General features: G+C 41.1%; 16 protein-coding genes. 3 read left to right on the top strand and 13 right to left on the bottom strand.

Going from position 1 to position 15522, the window contains the following annotated elements; genetic code table 11:
- The first annotated feature begins 2 nt into the window (after positions 1 to 2).
- Positions 3 to 770 (top strand): TIGR04219 family outer membrane beta-barrel protein, encoded by a 768-nt coding sequence (locus tag EVU92_RS02220; RefSeq protein ID WP_130052207.1) that lies wholly within the window; start codon positions 3 to 5, stop codon positions 768 to 770.
- A 33-nt stretch (positions 771 to 803) separates the two neighbouring features.
- Here EVU92_RS02220 and EVU92_RS02215 read toward each other — a convergent pair whose 3' ends face one another.
- Complete coding sequence (locus EVU92_RS02215) at positions 804 to 1691, bottom strand: TIGR03899 family protein (RefSeq protein ID WP_130049840.1); 888 nt, start codon at positions 1689 to 1691, stop codon at positions 804 to 806.
- Positions 1660 to 2166: an SRPBCC family protein gene (locus EVU92_RS02210; protein ID WP_167658738.1), complete on the bottom strand. Its 507-nt coding sequence runs from the start codon at positions 2164 to 2166 to the stop codon at positions 1660 to 1662. Before EVU92_RS02210 ends, EVU92_RS02215 begins: the two co-directional genes overlap by 32 nt.
- Positions 2167 to 2425: 259 nt before the next feature.
- Between EVU92_RS02210 and EVU92_RS02205 the strand changes: the two genes are divergently transcribed.
- Positions 2426 to 4621 carry an EAL domain-containing protein gene (locus EVU92_RS02205; RefSeq protein WP_130049838.1) on the top strand — a complete coding sequence of 732 codons (2196 nt, stop codon included), beginning with the start codon at positions 2426 to 2428 and terminating at the stop codon, positions 4619 to 4621.
- A gap of 284 nt (positions 4622 to 4905) precedes the next feature.
- Positions 4906 to 7086, top strand: coding sequence for a YgiQ family radical SAM protein (locus EVU92_RS02200; protein ID WP_130049837.1), 2181 nt, complete (start codon positions 4906 to 4908; stop codon positions 7084 to 7086).
- Positions 7087 to 7120: 34 nt separating this feature from the next.
- On the opposite strand, the gene mgtE is transcribed toward EVU92_RS02200, so the two are convergent.
- The 11 genes from mgtE to EVU92_RS02145 all read right to left on the bottom strand — a co-directional run bounded on the left by mgtE (position 7121) and on the right by EVU92_RS02145 (position 15520).
- The gene (gene mgtE / locus EVU92_RS02195) at positions 7121 to 8479 is read right to left on the bottom strand and encodes a magnesium transporter (RefSeq protein ID WP_130049836.1); all 1359 of its coding nucleotides are present in this window, start codon (positions 8477 to 8479) and stop codon (positions 7121 to 7123) included.
- A gap of 211 nt (positions 8480 to 8690) precedes the next feature.
- Positions 8691 to 8963 carry an HPr family phosphocarrier protein gene (locus EVU92_RS02190; RefSeq protein ID WP_130049835.1) on the bottom strand — a complete coding sequence of 91 codons (273 nt, stop codon included), beginning with the start codon at positions 8961 to 8963 and terminating at the stop codon, positions 8691 to 8693.
- Positions 8964 to 8978: 15 nt separating this feature from the next.
- A complete protein-coding gene (rapZ, locus tag EVU92_RS02185; protein WP_130049834.1) occupies positions 8979 to 9824 on the bottom strand; it encodes an RNase adapter RapZ in 846 nt (281 codons plus the stop codon).
- Positions 9825 to 10277, bottom strand: coding sequence for a PTS IIA-like nitrogen regulatory protein PtsN (gene ptsN, locus EVU92_RS02180; RefSeq protein ID WP_130049833.1), 453 nt, complete (start codon positions 10275 to 10277; stop codon positions 9825 to 9827).
- Between the two features lie 3 nt (positions 10278 to 10280).
- Positions 10281 to 10568: a ribosome hibernation promoting factor gene (gene hpf, locus EVU92_RS02175; protein WP_036971325.1), complete on the bottom strand. Its 288-nt coding sequence runs from the start codon at positions 10566 to 10568 to the stop codon at positions 10281 to 10283.
- A gap of 27 nt (positions 10569 to 10595) precedes the next feature.
- Positions 10596 to 12092, bottom strand: coding sequence for an RNA polymerase factor sigma-54 (locus tag EVU92_RS02170; RefSeq protein WP_130049832.1), 1497 nt, complete (start codon positions 12090 to 12092; stop codon positions 10596 to 10598).
- A gap of 117 nt (positions 12093 to 12209) precedes the next feature.
- The gene (lptB, locus tag EVU92_RS02165; RefSeq protein ID WP_062566533.1) at positions 12210 to 12935 is read right to left on the bottom strand and encodes an LPS export ABC transporter ATP-binding protein; all 726 of its coding nucleotides are present in this window, start codon (positions 12933 to 12935) and stop codon (positions 12210 to 12212) included.
- A complete protein-coding gene (gene lptA / locus EVU92_RS02160) occupies positions 12932 to 13453 on the bottom strand; it encodes a lipopolysaccharide transport periplasmic protein LptA (protein ID WP_130049831.1) in 522 nt (173 codons plus the stop codon). The genes lptB and lptA overlap by 4 nt, the downstream gene beginning before the upstream one ends.
- Positions 13443 to 13997 (bottom strand): LPS export ABC transporter periplasmic protein LptC, encoded by a 555-nt coding sequence (lptC, locus tag EVU92_RS02155; RefSeq protein WP_130049830.1) that lies wholly within the window; start codon positions 13995 to 13997, stop codon positions 13443 to 13445. Before lptC ends, lptA begins: the two co-directional genes overlap by 11 nt.
- Positions 13994 to 14545 (bottom strand): 3-deoxy-manno-octulosonate-8-phosphatase KdsC, encoded by a 552-nt coding sequence (gene kdsC / locus EVU92_RS02150; protein ID WP_054561100.1) that lies wholly within the window; start codon positions 14543 to 14545, stop codon positions 13994 to 13996. The genes lptC and kdsC overlap by 4 nt, the downstream gene beginning before the upstream one ends.
- A 3-nt stretch (positions 14546 to 14548) precedes the next feature.
- On the bottom strand, positions 14549 to 15520 hold the full coding sequence (locus EVU92_RS02145) for a KpsF/GutQ family sugar-phosphate isomerase (RefSeq protein WP_130049829.1): 972 nt from the start codon (positions 15518 to 15520) through the stop codon (positions 14549 to 14551).
- Positions 15521 to 15522: the final 2 nt, after the last annotated feature.

Raw genomic sequence — 15522 nt, 5'->3', positions numbered from 1 at the left:
TGATGAAAAAGTACTGTTTAGCAGCAGCCCTTTCAATGGCTTGTTTAGCCCCAACAGCGCAAGCTGATACATTATTAGGTTTATACTTAGGTGTTGATGGCTGGCAATCAGATAACAGCGGTAGCTTTGCTCAAGACGGAAACTTACAAAGCTTTAAATTTGATGATGAAACGTTTACGAGCTACTACGCAGCGCTTGAGCACCCAGTGCCGTTAGTACCAAACATTAAACTAAAATACACTGAGCTTGAGTTAAATGGTGATACCACCCTAGATGAAACCTTTAGCTTTGGTGGTTCAGATTACGTTGTAGGTACGCAAGTAGGCACTGTCAGCGATTTATCACACATCGACTATATTCTCTATTACGAAATCTTTGATAATGATTTAGTTTCTATTGATTTAGGTGTGAATGCGAAACAATTCGACGGTGAAATTACGGTAACGGGTACATCGCAAGATGGTGGCCAAAACACGACTGAGCGAGTTGATTTCTCTGGTTTCGTACCTTTAGTTTATGGCCGTGCTGAAGTTGGCTTACCATTAACGGGTTTAAGCGTATTCTTTGAAGGTAGTTTACTTGCTATTGACGATAGCAAAATTCAAGACTATCAGGCGGGCATTGCATACGCTTTACTTGATAACTTAGCAATTGATATGGATATTAAAGCCGGCTACCGCTCAATGACATTAGAGCTTGATGATATTGATGATATCTACACAGACTTAGATGCATCAGGCCCTTTTGCGGGTATTCAAATCCACTTCTAATCGAGCCATTCGATTTATACTAAGCTGGCTGCTTTACTTTAAAGCTTGCCAGCTTACTTCAAATTCATCTTCTAATGCTGTTGATAATATTTGCTTATAAGCTTTGTTTATTGGCGATGCAATTAGCTTTCGTAACTCATCACCCGTTTGAGTAAACTTATAATAACTGAGTACCAAGTCATTACTTTTCGCTATTAGAACCAAGCGTTGATTCATAAAGCTCAGTACTAGTTCTTGGCCAGCTTTTAAAACGGCTGATTCGATTTCTTTTCGGTATAGTAAGTTAATATCCATTAAGGTAAGAATATCAGGAAAGCTAACGGGAGTTTTTCCTAAGTTAAATGACACTTTGTTACCCTTTCTGAGCAAATCAAACAGCGATGGTTTTTTATAAAAGCCGAGTAAAATTAAGTGGCTGTTGTCTTTTTCATTAAAGCCACACAGTGATGTACAGCGTTGAAGGGCATCAGCTTCTCGCTGAGTCATGTGTTTAAGTGTTTGCAGGCTTTTAATTGAAAAGGTACCCGGTGAGACTGTTTCACCAGCTAGTATTTTCGCCCACAGTTTCTGCATTGATGAGTTCGCTGTGTCTTCACATAAACTAATAAAACGCTCTATCCAATCAAAATCGGGCTGTTGTTGACCAGTAACATCCGGGCAAAAAGCCATGGCCATCGACATAATGGTTTCGATATTTTCTTGGCGCTTTATAAATTGAATTTCTTGGCGAGTTTGGGCGCGCTCTAAAAGGCTGGCTTGAGCTCTTATTTGATAGGCTAGCTGTTGCTGACCTTGTGCTGAGTAGCTGTCATTATCAGCATGGTTAATCCTAGCCGATGGGGCTTTATGAATTGGATAGCCGAGCTGATTTTCTATGATATTAGCAAGATTAACTCTCGCTTGAGCTGCTTTCACTGTCATCGGTAGCAATCGCCTTGTCTTTTGTTGCTAACTGCGCATGGGTTTTGATGTTATTGAGCGCCAGCTTTACTGTGTTATTGAGAATATACTGGCTTAATAAAGCAAGGTAGCCACCAATAATTGGGGTATTAACCTCACCATTTAGTGAACACTCAATATTAACGTTATCGCCTTCAGGTAAATAGCGGATAGTGCCTTGGGTAATGTGTTCTTTATTAAATAATATATTAAATGAAAGCTGAGTATTGTCGAGTTGGGTGATGGTCATTTCACCTTCGCCAAAGCGACTTTGCCAAAATTGATGTGCACCAACGCCCTGACTTGGCTCAGCAATGATAAATTTAATGCTCGGGTCCACTGCCTGCCATGGTTGCCACTTTGGCCATTGACTAAAGTCGCCAACAAGACTCGCAATCTCGGCGCTGCTTGCGTTCACTTTAATTGACTTGTGAACTGTATATTGCGGTGAAAGCATCAGTCCAATGACAAGTGAGATCAGAATGCCGATAAAAATCGCTTTTAGGGTAAAAATGAGTATTTTAATAGTCTCACCTCAGGCAATTGTTTTATAACTTTCATAACATTATACGTAACATAGACTATAATCTGTTTGATACTATATAAGCTATCACTAATGTATCATAGTTAAATAAGTGATAGAATTTTGAGCGTCGCTGTAAAATGGAGTGGAACCATGGTTACAGTATTATGGGCATCACTCTAAGGAATTATTAATGGCATCAGAGAGTAACGACTTTTTGTTTAGTGACCAAGATGACGAACAGTTAGTGGATGAAACTGTCTCTGATTTTTGGGACGTATTAATTGTCGATGATGATCCAGAAATACATTCAGTGACTAAGCTTGCTCTTTCAGGGGTTGAGTTCTGGGACAAAGGCTTGCGGTTCCACCATGCCTATTCAGGTGCAGAAGCACTCGAATTACTTAAAAATGACCATTCGATTTCGGTGATTTTACTTGATGTAGTCATGGAGTCAGATGATGCTGGCTTAAAAGTTGTAAAGCAAGTTAGAGAATGCCTCAAAAATCACAACGTGCGAATTATTTTACGAACCGGACAACCAGGTTATGCACCTGAAGAAAAGGTTATCCGCGAATACGATATAAACGACTATAAAACCAAAACAGAACTAACACGCAGTAAGCTTATTACTGCACTTGTTACTGCTATTCGCTCATATGAGCAAGTTTGTCAGCTAGAATTTCAAAGCCGCGCTTTAAATAATATTTTGTATGCATCAAAAGCCATTCTTGGTTTTACCGATATCAAAGCTTTTTCGATGGCGGTTATCAAACAGCTTTCAATTATTTTGGATTGTGAACCGCAAGGCTTACTGTGTGGTTCAATCGAAGATGATAATCAGGTTTATGTTTTAGGCGGTTGCGCTCAATACAATGATTTTATAGGTCAAGGTGTTGAGCAACTTGATGATGGTCGTATCATCATGCAAGTGAATAATTGCTTGGCGCAAGGTGAACATCAACATACGGATATTGACAGTACATACTTACTCAAAAGTAAAAATCGCCAAGCAGCTATTTACTTAGAAACCGAGCACACGCCAAGTCCTTCGCAATTACAATTTGCCGAGATATTCCTGACTAATGTCAGTGTTGGTCTTGATAATGTTAGATTGTTCAACCGTTTACGCGATGCTGCATATAAAGATATTTTAACTGGCTTATCGAATCGTAATGATTTCATGAATAAAGTTGAGCGTTACTATCAACCGGGTAAAAGTGATTTTGTATTTTTATTAATTGATGTTGCGCAATTCTCTGATATTAATAACGGCTTAGGTCAAGAGATCGGTAACTTATTACTGAACGCAATTGTCGATAGGTTACAACAAGAGTACCCTAATGCTGAGTTGCTCTCACGTATTGGTGCAGATGTGTTCGGTCTATTGTTACCAGTTAATGAGTGTGATGTTGAGCTACTTCGCGAGCATTTAAGTTTGCCTTTTAATGCGGGCGAACACATTTTGCCAATCAATTTTAACATCGGTTTATGTTATCAAGGTGACTTTCAAAAAGCGGGAATTGAGACATTAAAACTGGGATACATTGCTCTTAACCAAGCTAAAAAACAATCTTCTGAAATGGTGGTGACTTATACCCCAGATATGGAAGAGAAAATGGCGTGGCGTTTAGGTATCATCAGACAACTTCGCCAAGATTTCGAACAACGTAAATTAGAGGTTTGGTTTCAGCCGCAACTTGATTTAAATACCCTTGAGATTATTGGCTGCGAAGCGCTGCTTCGTTGGCCTTCGGGTAATGGTCAGTATATTTCACCGGCGATTTTCGTTCCTATGGCTGAAGATGCAGGCTTAATTGTTGATATAGGCCAGTGGGTGCTAGAGCAAGCATGTTTGCAGCAAAAGCGCTTAGAAGCATTAGGCTTTTCAATAAGTATTGCTGTGAATGTGTCGGTGCCACAATTTAAAGTTAAAGGCTATGCACAGCAAGTTAAAGACACTTTAACAAAATACAATGTAGAGCCGCAGTTTATCGAACTTGAAGTAACCGAAAGTGTGGTTATGGATGAACTAGCTAATGTGATCACGACATTAAAAGAGCTTAAAGAGTTTGGCATTGAGATTGCGATTGATGACTTTGGTACAGGATTCTCGTCGTTGAGTTATTTGCAAAAATTGCCGCTTGATAGACTTAAAATTGATCGTGCTTTTATTAAAGATTTACCAGGTCAAGATTGTCAGGCGATTGCAGCGTTAATTATTTCTCTTGGTGCAAGGTTAGGCTTAAAAACTATTGCAGAAGGGGTCGAAACACAAGCGCAAGCAGATTATTTAGCCCAGCTTGGCTGTGATGAAGTGCAAGGCTTCATGTACGCTAAGCCTATGCCAGAAAAAGAGTTAATTACCTACCTGCAAGCTAAGCAATAGCTAGTTACAGTAAGTGCATATGAATTAAACAGCGCCCTTCCACGTGAAGGGCGTTTTGTTTTCTATAATAATGCATAAGAGTGGGGTATAATACCAACCCGCGATAATACTTAGTCATTTTGAGAGATTAAACCTGTCGCTACCTGCGTTAAAAATTTCTGATTTAGAACAACTAAATAACGAAATTTTTGCCTTGTTATCAACGAGGTTTTATTGCCTCAAAATAGACCACTTAATTAAGCGAATTGGTATAATTCGCCCCTTTTGTTAGCAGAGTACACTTTATGAGCGCATTAAAAGCCGAGCGAGGCCTGTTTTCTTACCCTAAGTATTGGGCTGAATGCTATGGCACGGCGCCATTCTTACCGACCACTCGTGCAGAAATGGACGCGTTAGGCTGGGATAGCTGTGACGTGATCATTGTCAGTGGTGATGCATATGTTGATCACCCAAGTTTCGGTATGGCTGTGATTGGCCGCATGCTTGAATCGCAGGGTTTTCGCGTTGGTATTATTGCGCAGCCTGACTGGAACTCGAAAGATGCCTTTATGGCGTTAGGCAAGCCTAACTTATTCTTTGGTGTTACGGCGGGTAATATGGACTCGATGATCAACCGTTATACCGCTGAAAAGCGTATGCGTCATGATGATGCATACACGCCAGGTAACATAGGTGGTAAACGCCCTGACCGTGCGGTGGTTGTATATAGCCAACGTTGTCGCGAAGCTTATAAAGATGTGCCGCTGATCATCGGTGGTATTGAGGCGAGTTTACGTCGTATTGCTCATTATGATTACTGGCAAGAAAAAGTACGCCGAAGTGTTCTGTTTGATGCCAAAGCCGACATTTTAATTTACGGTAATGCTGAGCGTCCACTTGTTGAAGTGGCTCACCGTATTGCCGCAGGTGAGTCGGTCGAGACAATTCAAGATATACGTGGTACCGCGGTAATTCGTAAGGAACCATTGCCGGGTTGGCGTGGTAGTGACTCTACAGCTATCGATAAAATCGGTAAGATTGATCCAATTCCAAACCCGTATGGCGCAGATGATGTGGGTTGTAGTAAATCTGAGTTTAAAAAAGCGGGTATTGATCTAAGTGCTGAAGTGGCCAAACCAATAACTGTTCAGCCTGCACGTCCTAAACCATGGGAAAAGACCTACGTTAAACTGCCAGCGTTTGAGCAAGTGAGTGTGAATAAGCCGCTTTATGCCCATGCGTCGCGTATTTTGCACCAAGAAACAAATCCAGGCTGTGCACGTGCTTTATTTCAACGTCATGGCGACCGTTCTATCTGGGTAAATCCGCCAGCATTTCCACTAGAAACAGAAGAAATGGATGGTGTATTTGGTTTGCCATACCAACGTATTCCGCACCCAAGTTATGGTGATGACAAAATCCCTGCGTATGAAATGATTAAAACCTCAGTGAACATTATGCGTGGCTGCTTTGGTGGTTGTTCTTTCTGTTCGATCACAGAGCACGAAGGGCGTATTATTCAAAGCCGTTCAGAGCAATCAATTATTGATGAAATTGAACAAATTCGTGACAAGGTACCGGGCTTTACAGGGGTTATTTCTGACTTAGGTGGACCGACTGCGAATATGTATAAGTTGCGCTGTAAGAGTAAAAAAGCAGAGAGTACTTGCCGTCGTTTATCATGCGTTTATCCTGATATTTGTAAGCATATGGACACGGATCACACGCCAACCATTGAGCTTTATAAAAAAGCCCGAGATGTGAAGGGTGTGAAGAAAATCTTAATTGCTTCAGGCGTACGCTATGACTTAGCAGTTGAAGATCCACGCTATGTAAAAGAGCTGGTTACCCATCACGTGGGCGGGTATTTAAAAATTGCCCCTGAGCATACCGAAGATGGCCCATTATCTAAGATGATGAAGCCGGGTATGGGGGCTTATGATAAGTTTAAAGAGCTATTTGATAAATACTCAAAAGAAGCAGGTAAAAAGCAGTATCTGATCCCGTACTTTATTTCTGCTCACCCAGGAACTAAAGACGAAGACATGGTTAATATGGCGCTTTGGTTAAAGAGTAATGACTTTAAGCTTGATCAAGTACAAAACTTTTATCCGTCGCCAATGGCCAACGCAACGACGATTTATCATACTGAGATGAACTCGTTACGCAATATTAAAAATAACACTGAGCAAGTGCCTGTACCAAAAGGCGCCCGCCAGCGTCGTTTACACAAAGCGATTTTACGTTACCATGATCCTGCTGGTTGGCCGATGATCCGTGAAGCGCTAAGAAAAATGGGCAAAGCGAATCTAATCGGTAAGGGGCCAAACTGTTTGGTACCGGAAGAAGGTCGCAACGAGAAAGCTGCTAAAGGGAAGGGCGGTAAAGGCCGCGCGGCACTGACTCGTCATACCGGTTTTAGCCAGTTTAAAAAGGCCAATACTAAACCAAGAGTTGGTAAAAATAAGCAGCGTGCAAGTAAATAGAAATAAATACGGCCCTTAAAGGGCCGTTTTCAGATTAGATTAATAACCACGTTGCAGTACCTAAGAAGGCAAAGATACCGACAATATCGGTAACGGTTGTTAGTACCACACTGCCAGCGAGGGCAGGGTCAATTTTCATTTTCTTGAGAATTAATGGAATGCTTGCACCCGCAATACCTGCAGCAACCAGGTTCATAAACATTGCAAAGGCTAATACTGCACCGAGCTTAAAGTCCCATTGCCATAGGGCAACAACACCGGCAATTAATATCGACCAAATAACGCCATTCAGTGCGCCAATCGCTAATTCCTTGAGTAATAAGAAGCGTTGGTTAGTTTGATTAATATGGCCAACGGCTATACCACGAATAACCAGTGTTAAAGTTTGACTGCCTGCAACGCCACCCATTGAAGGTACGATACCATTGAGTACTGCCAAAATAGGCAAAATTGCTAAGGTATTTTCAAAAAAGCTTGCCACAATTGCTGCTAGCAATGCGGTTAATAAGTTAACTCCAAGCCAAATAGAGCGACGTTGCGAACTTTTTAGCACTGGCGCAAAGGTATCTTCTTCGTCATCAAGACCAGCGAGGCTTAGCATGCTATGTTCAGCATCTTCGCGGATTACGTCAACGATATCATCGATGGTAATACGACCTAGCAAGTGTGCGTTGTCATCAACAACCGGGGCTGAAATCCAGTTATGACGTTCGAAAAGTTGTGCTACATCACTTTCATCCATTGAAATAAGTATAGACTCACAATCTTCATCCATTAAATCGCGAACAATTTTATCAGATGGGCTTGTCAGCAGTGTAGTTAACGAAAGTGCTCCTAGGAAGCAGTTATGCTTATCAACAACGTATAAGTCATCAGTGCCTTCTGGTAGCTCACCTCGTAGGCGTAAATAGCGTAGCACTACATCTAAAGTAACATCTGGGCGAATTGTTACCGTATCGCTGTTCATCAAGGCACCGGCAGAGCGCTCTTGATAAGAAAGTGCCTGAGTAGCCCTTTCTCTATCTTGCGAGTCCATTGCACTAACTACGTCTTGATATACGGTATCAGGAAGGCTACGTAAAACCTCACCTAAGTCATCGTCGTCCATGTCCTCGGTGGCGGCAGCAATGTGCTCAGGTTCCATCTGCGCAATAATACCAAGACGTACATCTTCAGACAGTTCTTCTAGAACATCACCACGCACATCTGGATCAACCAGCTGCCAAAGCATACGACGAATTTTATGGGGAGAAGACTCAAGTAAAAGGGCTGTATCACAAGGCGCCGTTTTGGCTAACATACCGCGCACTTGAACAAATTGACCACTATTGAGTGACTTGGTCACTTGTTTGAGTTGTTGTAGTGGGTAATCTTGTTCAAAGGCTTCTGGCATTGGCGTCCTTACAACTGAAAAAAGTTTATATAGGCTGAGCAAATACAGCATAGTTGCTTTGTGGTGTATTTGCAGAGATATCGTCGCACTGTGATAAATTTATTAAGAGTTTTGCAACTTAGAAAAGCGAGCGATATAAAAGTAGGATATTTAAAGGGAATTTAAAATATCCTAATTAAGTTTACCGTAAATCTTGAAGGCTTAGCAAATGCTATTCGTGCTCGTGAAAGCGCTGTGCGATTAATTCACCGATTGCAGTTAATGCTGCATCAGCATCAGGGCCTTCACAAACGACTCTAACTTCTTTACCTTGACTGCTTTCAAGTAGCATTAATGCCAATACGCTGTCACCTTCAGCTTCTTTATCGTCTTGATAAAGCGTAATTTTAGCATCAAATTGTAGTGCTAATTGGGCTAAAACAGTGGCTGCGCGAGCATGTAAGCCGAGTTTGTTTTGAATTAAAAAGGTATCTTCAGCGCGCATTATAATAGTGCCTAATTAAATGTCTTGTTCACGGTGGCGAATTTTTACATTGTCATGGCTTTTAGCAAAACTCTCACCAATTGTTTGTGCTAAGTAAACAGAGCGATGTTGGCCACCAGTACAACCAATGGCAATGGTAAGGTAACTTCGGTTGTTACGCTCTAAATGTGGTAGCCATGTTTGTACAAATGTTTGAATTTGCCATGTGAACTTTTGCACTATGCTGTGGCTAGCTAAGTAATCTTTTACTGGTTGATCTAGACCCGTTAGCGGCTTTAAATCAGGTTCCCAGTGTGGGTTAGGTAAAAAACGTGCATCAAATACGTAATCAGCTTCTTTTGGAATACCGTGTTTAAAGCCGAAAGACATAAAAGTGATAATCAGTTTTTTATCCTTTTTACCCAAAATCTTTTCGCGAATTGATTCTGCTAACTGATGAACACTGAGATCTGTGGTATCAATCATAAAATCAGCACGAGTGATCAACACATCGAGTAAGACTTTTTCTTGTTTAATAGCCAGATCAAGTGGCAAAGAATCAATGGATAATGGGTGTAAACGACGAGTCTCTGAAAAGCGTTTTATCAGGGTTTGGTCATCACTGTCTAAGTAAAAAAGTGTTGGATTTGCGAAACCAGGAAGGTACTCAAGAATATCATTAAATTCTTGCTGCTCTTTTGGAAGGTTACGCACATCAATACTGACCGCTATTTTATCGTAGTTATCTGATACGCTACGCACGAGCGAAGGCAGTAAATTGACTGGAATATTATCAACGCAATAATAACCTAAGTCTTCAAGTACTCGTAAAGCGACCGATTTACCTGAGCCTGAGCGACCGCTGATAATGATTAATTCCATTTATGCCTCTGCTGATATAACCTGAAACAGTTGCTGATCGGTAGTAGCACTACGCAGCTGTTTACAAAACTCTTTATCTTTAAGTCTATCAGCAATTGTTGATAAGGTCTTTAGATGAAGCTGAGAGTCACCATCTGGTACGATGAGTGCTACGAAAATGTCAACAGGGCGATTATCAATTGCATCAAAATTGATTGGGGATTCACTCACTATGACAAACGCCTGAGGTTCATCGGCGCCACTCATTCGGCCATGTGGAATAGCAATACCTCGGCCAATACCGGTGCTACCTAGCTTCTCTCGGTTGAGTAAAGCATTTAGGATATCTTGTTGAGATAAATGAGGAAGCTGCTGGTGAGCCAGTTCGCTGATATATTCAAGAATTCTTTTTTTGCTATTAAAAAGGACCGCAGCTTTGCTGCAGTCCTGATTAGTAAGTGAACTTAGTTTCATAATTTAATGTCGAGCTAATTTCTCTTTGTGTTTAATGACTTGGCGATCAAGCTTATCGATCAACGAGTCAATGGCTGCGTACATATCTTGATGTTCTGTAGAAGCGAACAATTCGCCTCCGTTTACATGTAAAGTTGCTTCTGCTTTTTGGCTTAATTTTTCTACATCTAGAATGACATGAACATTATTAATATGGTCAAAATGCCTTTCTAGTTTCGCAAACTTGGTGTTTACATAGTCTCTTAATGAATCAGTGATTTCTACATGACGACCAGTTAAATTTAGTTGCATAAGCATTTTTCCTTCTATGTAAAACGTCTAAATCAAACTCTTACGCTGATTAGACGGAGGTATTGCTAGAGACTCACGATATTTTGCAATTGTACGTCTAGCTACTTTAATTCCTTGCTCAGCCAATATATCTGCAATTTTGCTATCACTCAATGGTTTAGCCGAGTTTTCTGCAGCGACTAACTTCTTGATTAAAGCGCGTATTGCTGTTGAAGAACACTCACCACCATTTTCAGTGCTGACATGGCTTGAGAAGAAATATTTCAACTCAAAGATACCCCTAGGGGTATGCATATATTTTTGCGTTGTTACTCGTGAAATCGTCGATTCATGCATTTCGACCATTTCAGCAACATCATTTAGCACCATCGGCTTCATTGCTTCTGGGCCATGCTCAAAGAAAGCTTGTTGTTGTTGAACGATACAGTTGGTCACTTTTAATAGTGTATCGTTACGGCTTTCTAAGCTCTTAATAAACCACTTTGCTTCTTGTAAGTGAGAGCGAATAAATTGGCTGTCGCTACTTGATTTAACAGAGCGAGACATAGCCGCATATTGGCTGTTCACTCTAATCTTTGGCATACTATCTGGGTTTAACTCAACCACCCAGCGACCTTTTACTTTTTTCACTGATACATCAGGTATGACGTACTCAGACTCTTCGCGTACTATGCTATCCGCAGGCTTAGGGTTTAAGCTGTGAATTAGCGTCATTACTTCTTTAAGCTCATTTTCTTTAAGCTTAGTCTTTTTCATCAAAGTTCGATAGTCGCGACTCGCTAATAATTCGATATGCTCAGATAAAACCATTTTAGTTTCAGCTAAATATGGCGTGTTTGCATCGAATTGGCGAAGTTGAATACACAGGCATTCCTGTAAACTACGCGCCCCAATACCGACAGGATCAAACAATTGAATTCTCTTTAGGACCGCTTCGACTTCATCAAGTTCGATTTCTTCTTCATCACTATTTTGATTAAAGCTCTCGACGATATCTTCACAGCTTACCGTTAAAATACCAGAGTCATCGATAGCCTCAACAATTGCCACAGCAATCGCTTCATCAGTCGGACTAAAGGGAGTTAGCTGTAATTGCCACATAAGGTATTCGTGAAGGGTTTCGGTCGATGCACCTTGATAAATAGATTCATCTTCTGGCATTGGCCCTGATGATGTTGATGGAGCGGCACTCATGTACTCATCCCATGTAACATCCATGGCTAAATCGTCACTTACAGTGTCTTTATTTAGAGCATCACTGCTTTCTTGTTCATATTCGCTAGGTGCTTCGTCTGCAGAAGCGCTGACTTGCACATCGTCAGATTCAGCTTTTTGCTCATTTTTGCCGATGCTTTCTTCGTTGTAATCCGCTTCTTCCACTTCAAGTAAAGGGTTACTATCTAGCGCCTCTTGAATTTCTTGTTGGAGATCCAATGTACTGAGCTGCAACAAACGTATAGCTTGTTGCAGTTGTGGAGTCATTGTAAGTTGCTGGCCCATGCGCAGCTGTAATGATTGCCTCATGTATCCCTAACAATCCTTTTTTTAAGTTATCGATAACTGTGCAAAGACAGTTAAGTTATTATCGATTTATTGTCATTGTTATAAGTCTAGCAGATGCTCTAGTCGGTGGCGTAATGGTTACAGCCTAAATTGCTCGCCTAGATAAACATCGCGTACAGTTTGGTCAGCTAATACGTGCTCAGGTGTGCCTGATGCAATTAGCTCCCCATGAGAAACAATGTAGGCTTTTTCACAAACATCAAGGGTTTCTCGAACATTATGGTCAGTAATTAGTACACCAATACCACGATTTTTTAGGTGCTCAATAATTTTCTTTATATCTAACACTGAAATTGGATCAACACCAGCAAAAGGCTCATCTAAAAGGATAAATTTAGGATTAGCGGCTAATGCGCGAGCAATTTCAACGCGGCGACGTTCACCACCAGATAGAGCCATACCTTGACTATCACGGATGTGTTGGATGCTAAATTCATCTAATAAGCTATTTAGAGTTTCTTCCCGCGTGGTTTTATTTAGATCTTTACGAGTCTCTAAAATAGCCATCAAGTTTTGGTAAACTGTTAACTTTCGAAAAATCGAAGATTCTTGCGGTAGATAACCAATACCCAACCTCGCACGGCTGTGCATTGGCAAAAGGGTAATATCGTTATCATCGATGCTAATTTTACCTTTGTCGCTCGGAACTAGGCCTACAATCATGTAAAAAGTCGTGGTTTTACCAGCACCATTTGGGCCAAGCAAGCCAACAATACTGCCTGCTTCAACTTCCAGACCGACATTTTTAACCACTTGGCGGCCTTTGTAGCTCTTAGCTAAAAGCTCTGCTTTTAATGTGCTCATGGTTGGCCTTTATTGTCTTTTTTATTTTCAACAGGTACTAAAATAGTGTGTACACGATCTGATGAGTTTTCGTCTTTTTCAGCACTGATAAGCTGCTGAGCCATATCATAGGTAATGCTTTTCGCTGTTACTTTTTGACCAGCTTGGGTAACTTCAGCTTCACCGTTTAAGGTTAAGAAGCGTTTCGCAACATCATAACGAACTTCTTCAGCACTGGCGCTCATTACGGAACCATCCGTTTGTTTTTCTTCGAAGTAAGCTGGTTTGCCTGTTGCAATAATTAGCTCTACTGTACCTTCGGTATCACCGCCGTGTGCTTCAAGACGTTCTGCTGTAATACGACGATTACCATGCACGATCTCTACGTTACCTTCAAATATGCCAACGCCATCTTTTAGTTTACCAACTTGGCGATCTGAGCTAATGCTAATTTGTGCGCCAGTTTGCTCGGCAGCGGTGCCGGAAAACGCAATCAATAAGCTTGGGATCAGGAGTAATTTCTTCAGTTTATTGGTCATAGTATATGGTTCGTGTATGGTTAGTTAACTCAACAATTTCGGTTTTTAAATCGGCTTTTAAGCCTTTACCGGTAATCTTTAAATTCGGTCCTGTTAGTGTTACAGGTTGCTTTGAAAACATGGTCATTTTATTAATGTCGACATTAATGTTTTCTGCTTTTATATCTTCGATCATACCGTTATGGGTTAAGTTTTTAGCAACTACATCCCCTTCAAAAATCAGCTGATCATTTTCGTATAAAGTGGCTTCTTTGGCTTTTACTTGCCAAACCTGCTGGTCGCCATAAATAGTAAATACAGGTTGCTCAAAAAAGGTAAACCCTAATTGTTGATACAACTCCATTTTAGCCGCAGCTACTTTATGACTGATTTTTCCTTGCTCGTCATAAGCAGTTTGCTTTAACGCCACCGCAGTGTAATCAGGCGTTGCAATGATCTCGTCTTCACTAGTTATTGTGTCTGCTGATTGATTAAAGTACGGATACCACAACCACACCATGCAACAAACAAAAACAACACTCAGTAAAATACGGGCTATATTCATGCGCTGGTTCCATCGCTAGTTAACGGCTTACCGTTTTCTAACATCAGTAAATCAGTTAATTCACGCACGGCTCCAAAGCCACCTGGTAATAATGTGGTGTAATGAGCCAGCTTTTTAATTAGTGGGTGTGCGTCGTTAACAGCAACAGCAAACCCTACTTTTTCCATTACTGGTAAGTCTGGACCATCATCACCAATATAGGCAATTTGCTCATCAGTTAGCCCCAGTTTATCCTTTAACTCTTGATAAGCAATTAGCTTATCTTCTTGTCCCTGATAAATGTGCTGAACTGTTAGGCTAGTCATTCGCTGCTGAACTATTTGTGAATGGCGGCCAGTAATGACTGCCACTTCAAAACCACTATTTATGAGCGCTTTAATACCAAAGCCATCTTTTGTATTGAATGCTTTAAGTTCTTCGCCATCATTGCCTAAATAAATTCGGCCATCAGAAAAAACACCATCAATATCGCAGATTAGCAATTTTACTTTTTGTGCGCGCTGACTCACATCAGGGCTAAGAGGCTGGTAAAGCTCGGCGAATGTCATTGCTTAAAGAACTCCTGCTTTTAATAGGTCTTGCATATTAAGGGCACCAATAGGCGTATTACTATGATCTACCACAATTAAACCATTGATACGTTTACGTTCCATAATGTTCAATGCCTCAGCTGCAAGCATGTCAGGGCGCGCAGTAGTACATGAACGAGTCATCACTTGACTAATAGCAGTACTATGGATATCAATGCGCTGCTCTAAAATACGGCGTAAATCACCATCGGTGAATAATCCGGCTAACTTTTTGTCTGCACCTATTACCGCAGTCATACCAAGGCCCTTGGCTGACATTTCAATTAACGCATCTTTAATGCTTTGCGTTTCGTTAACGATTGGGGTGGCATCGCCTGCGTGCATAACATCATCTAATGTTAGTAATAAACGTTTACCTAGACTGCCACCAGGATGCGAAAGTGCAAAATCGTCAGCTGTAAAACCACGTGTTTCAAGTAACGCAACGGCTATTGCATCGCCCATAACTAATGTTGCTGTTGTACTAGCAGTTGGTGCTAGGCCTAACGGGCATGCTTCTTTACTTACTTTAATGCAAACATGGACATCAGATAACTTTGCCATGGTTGAATCTGGATTACCTGTTAGTGAAATCATCTTTGCGCCAATGCGCTTAATAACAGGAATTATGCTTAGTACTTCGCTGGTCTCACCAGAGTTAGAAATACACATCACTACATCATCATGAGTGATCATGCCTAAATCACCGTGGCTTGCTTCACCAGGGTGAACAAAAAATGCGGGTGTACCAGTACTTGCAAGGGTCGCCGCAATTTTATTACCAACGTGGCCTGACTTGCCCATACCGATAACAATGATACGGCCTGTACACTGGAACATTAATTGACAAGCCTTATCGAAATCTTGATTTATATATTGCTCAATTTCTTGTAAGGCTTGTGCTTCAATTTCGAGTACGCGCTTACCTTGCGCGATAAAGCTTTGTTGTGTCATTG

The organism is Pseudoalteromonas sp. MEBiC 03485 (assembly GCF_004195145.1).
Classification (GTDB): Bacteria; Pseudomonadota; Gammaproteobacteria; order Enterobacterales; family Alteromonadaceae; genus Pseudoalteromonas; species Pseudoalteromonas apostichopi.
Note: the sequence above shows the minus strand (reverse complement) of the source record. Positions and strands in the feature narration are given on the sequence as shown.

Excerpts from the sequence above, each read along its gene's own strand:
- kdsC (WP_054561100.1), bottom strand. The coding sequence starts at position 14,545 with ATGACATTCGCCGAGCTTTACCAGCCTCTTAGCCCTGATGTGAGTCAG.
- EVU92_RS02170 (WP_130049832.1), bottom strand. The coding sequence starts at position 12,092 with ATGAGGCAATCATTACAGCTGCGCATGGGCCAGCAACTTACAATGACT.
- lptB (WP_062566533.1), bottom strand. The coding sequence starts at position 12,935 with ATGAGCACATTAAAAGCAGAGCTTTTAGCTAAGAGCTACAAAGGCCGC.
- EVU92_RS02145 (WP_130049829.1), bottom strand. The coding sequence starts at position 15,520 with ATGACACAACAAAGCTTTATCGCGCAAGGTAAGCGCGTACTCGAAATT.
- EVU92_RS02190 (WP_130049835.1), bottom strand. The coding sequence starts at position 8,963 with ATGCGCGCTGAAGATACCTTTTTAATTCAAAACAAACTCGGCTTACAT.
- EVU92_RS02215 (WP_130049840.1), bottom strand. The coding sequence starts at position 1,691 with ATGACAGTGAAAGCAGCTCAAGCGAGAGTTAATCTTGCTAATATCATA.
- mgtE (WP_130049836.1), bottom strand. The coding sequence starts at position 8,479 with ATGCCAGAAGCCTTTGAACAAGATTACCCACTACAACAACTCAAACAA.
- hpf (WP_036971325.1), bottom strand. The coding sequence starts at position 10,568 with ATGCAACTAAATTTAACTGGTCGTCATGTAGAAATCACTGATTCATTA.
- EVU92_RS02220 (WP_130052207.1), top strand. The coding sequence starts at position 3 with ATGAAAAAGTACTGTTTAGCAGCAGCCCTTTCAATGGCTTGTTTAGCC.
- EVU92_RS02210 (WP_167658738.1), bottom strand. The coding sequence starts at position 2,166 with ATGCTTTCACCGCAATATACAGTTCACAAGTCAATTAAAGTGAACGCA.
- rapZ (WP_130049834.1), bottom strand. The coding sequence starts at position 9,824 with ATGGAATTAATCATTATCAGCGGTCGCTCAGGCTCAGGTAAATCGGTC.
- ptsN (WP_130049833.1), bottom strand. The coding sequence starts at position 10,277 with ATGAAACTAAGTTCACTTACTAATCAGGACTGCAGCAAAGCTGCGGTC.
- lptC (WP_130049830.1), bottom strand. The coding sequence starts at position 13,997 with ATGAATATAGCCCGTATTTTACTGAGTGTTGTTTTTGTTTGTTGCATG.
- EVU92_RS02205 (WP_130049838.1), top strand. The coding sequence starts at position 2,426 with ATGGCATCAGAGAGTAACGACTTTTTGTTTAGTGACCAAGATGACGAA.
- lptA (WP_130049831.1), bottom strand. The coding sequence starts at position 13,453 with ATGACCAATAAACTGAAGAAATTACTCCTGATCCCAAGCTTATTGATT.
- EVU92_RS02200 (WP_130049837.1), top strand. The coding sequence starts at position 4,906 with ATGAGCGCATTAAAAGCCGAGCGAGGCCTGTTTTCTTACCCTAAGTAT.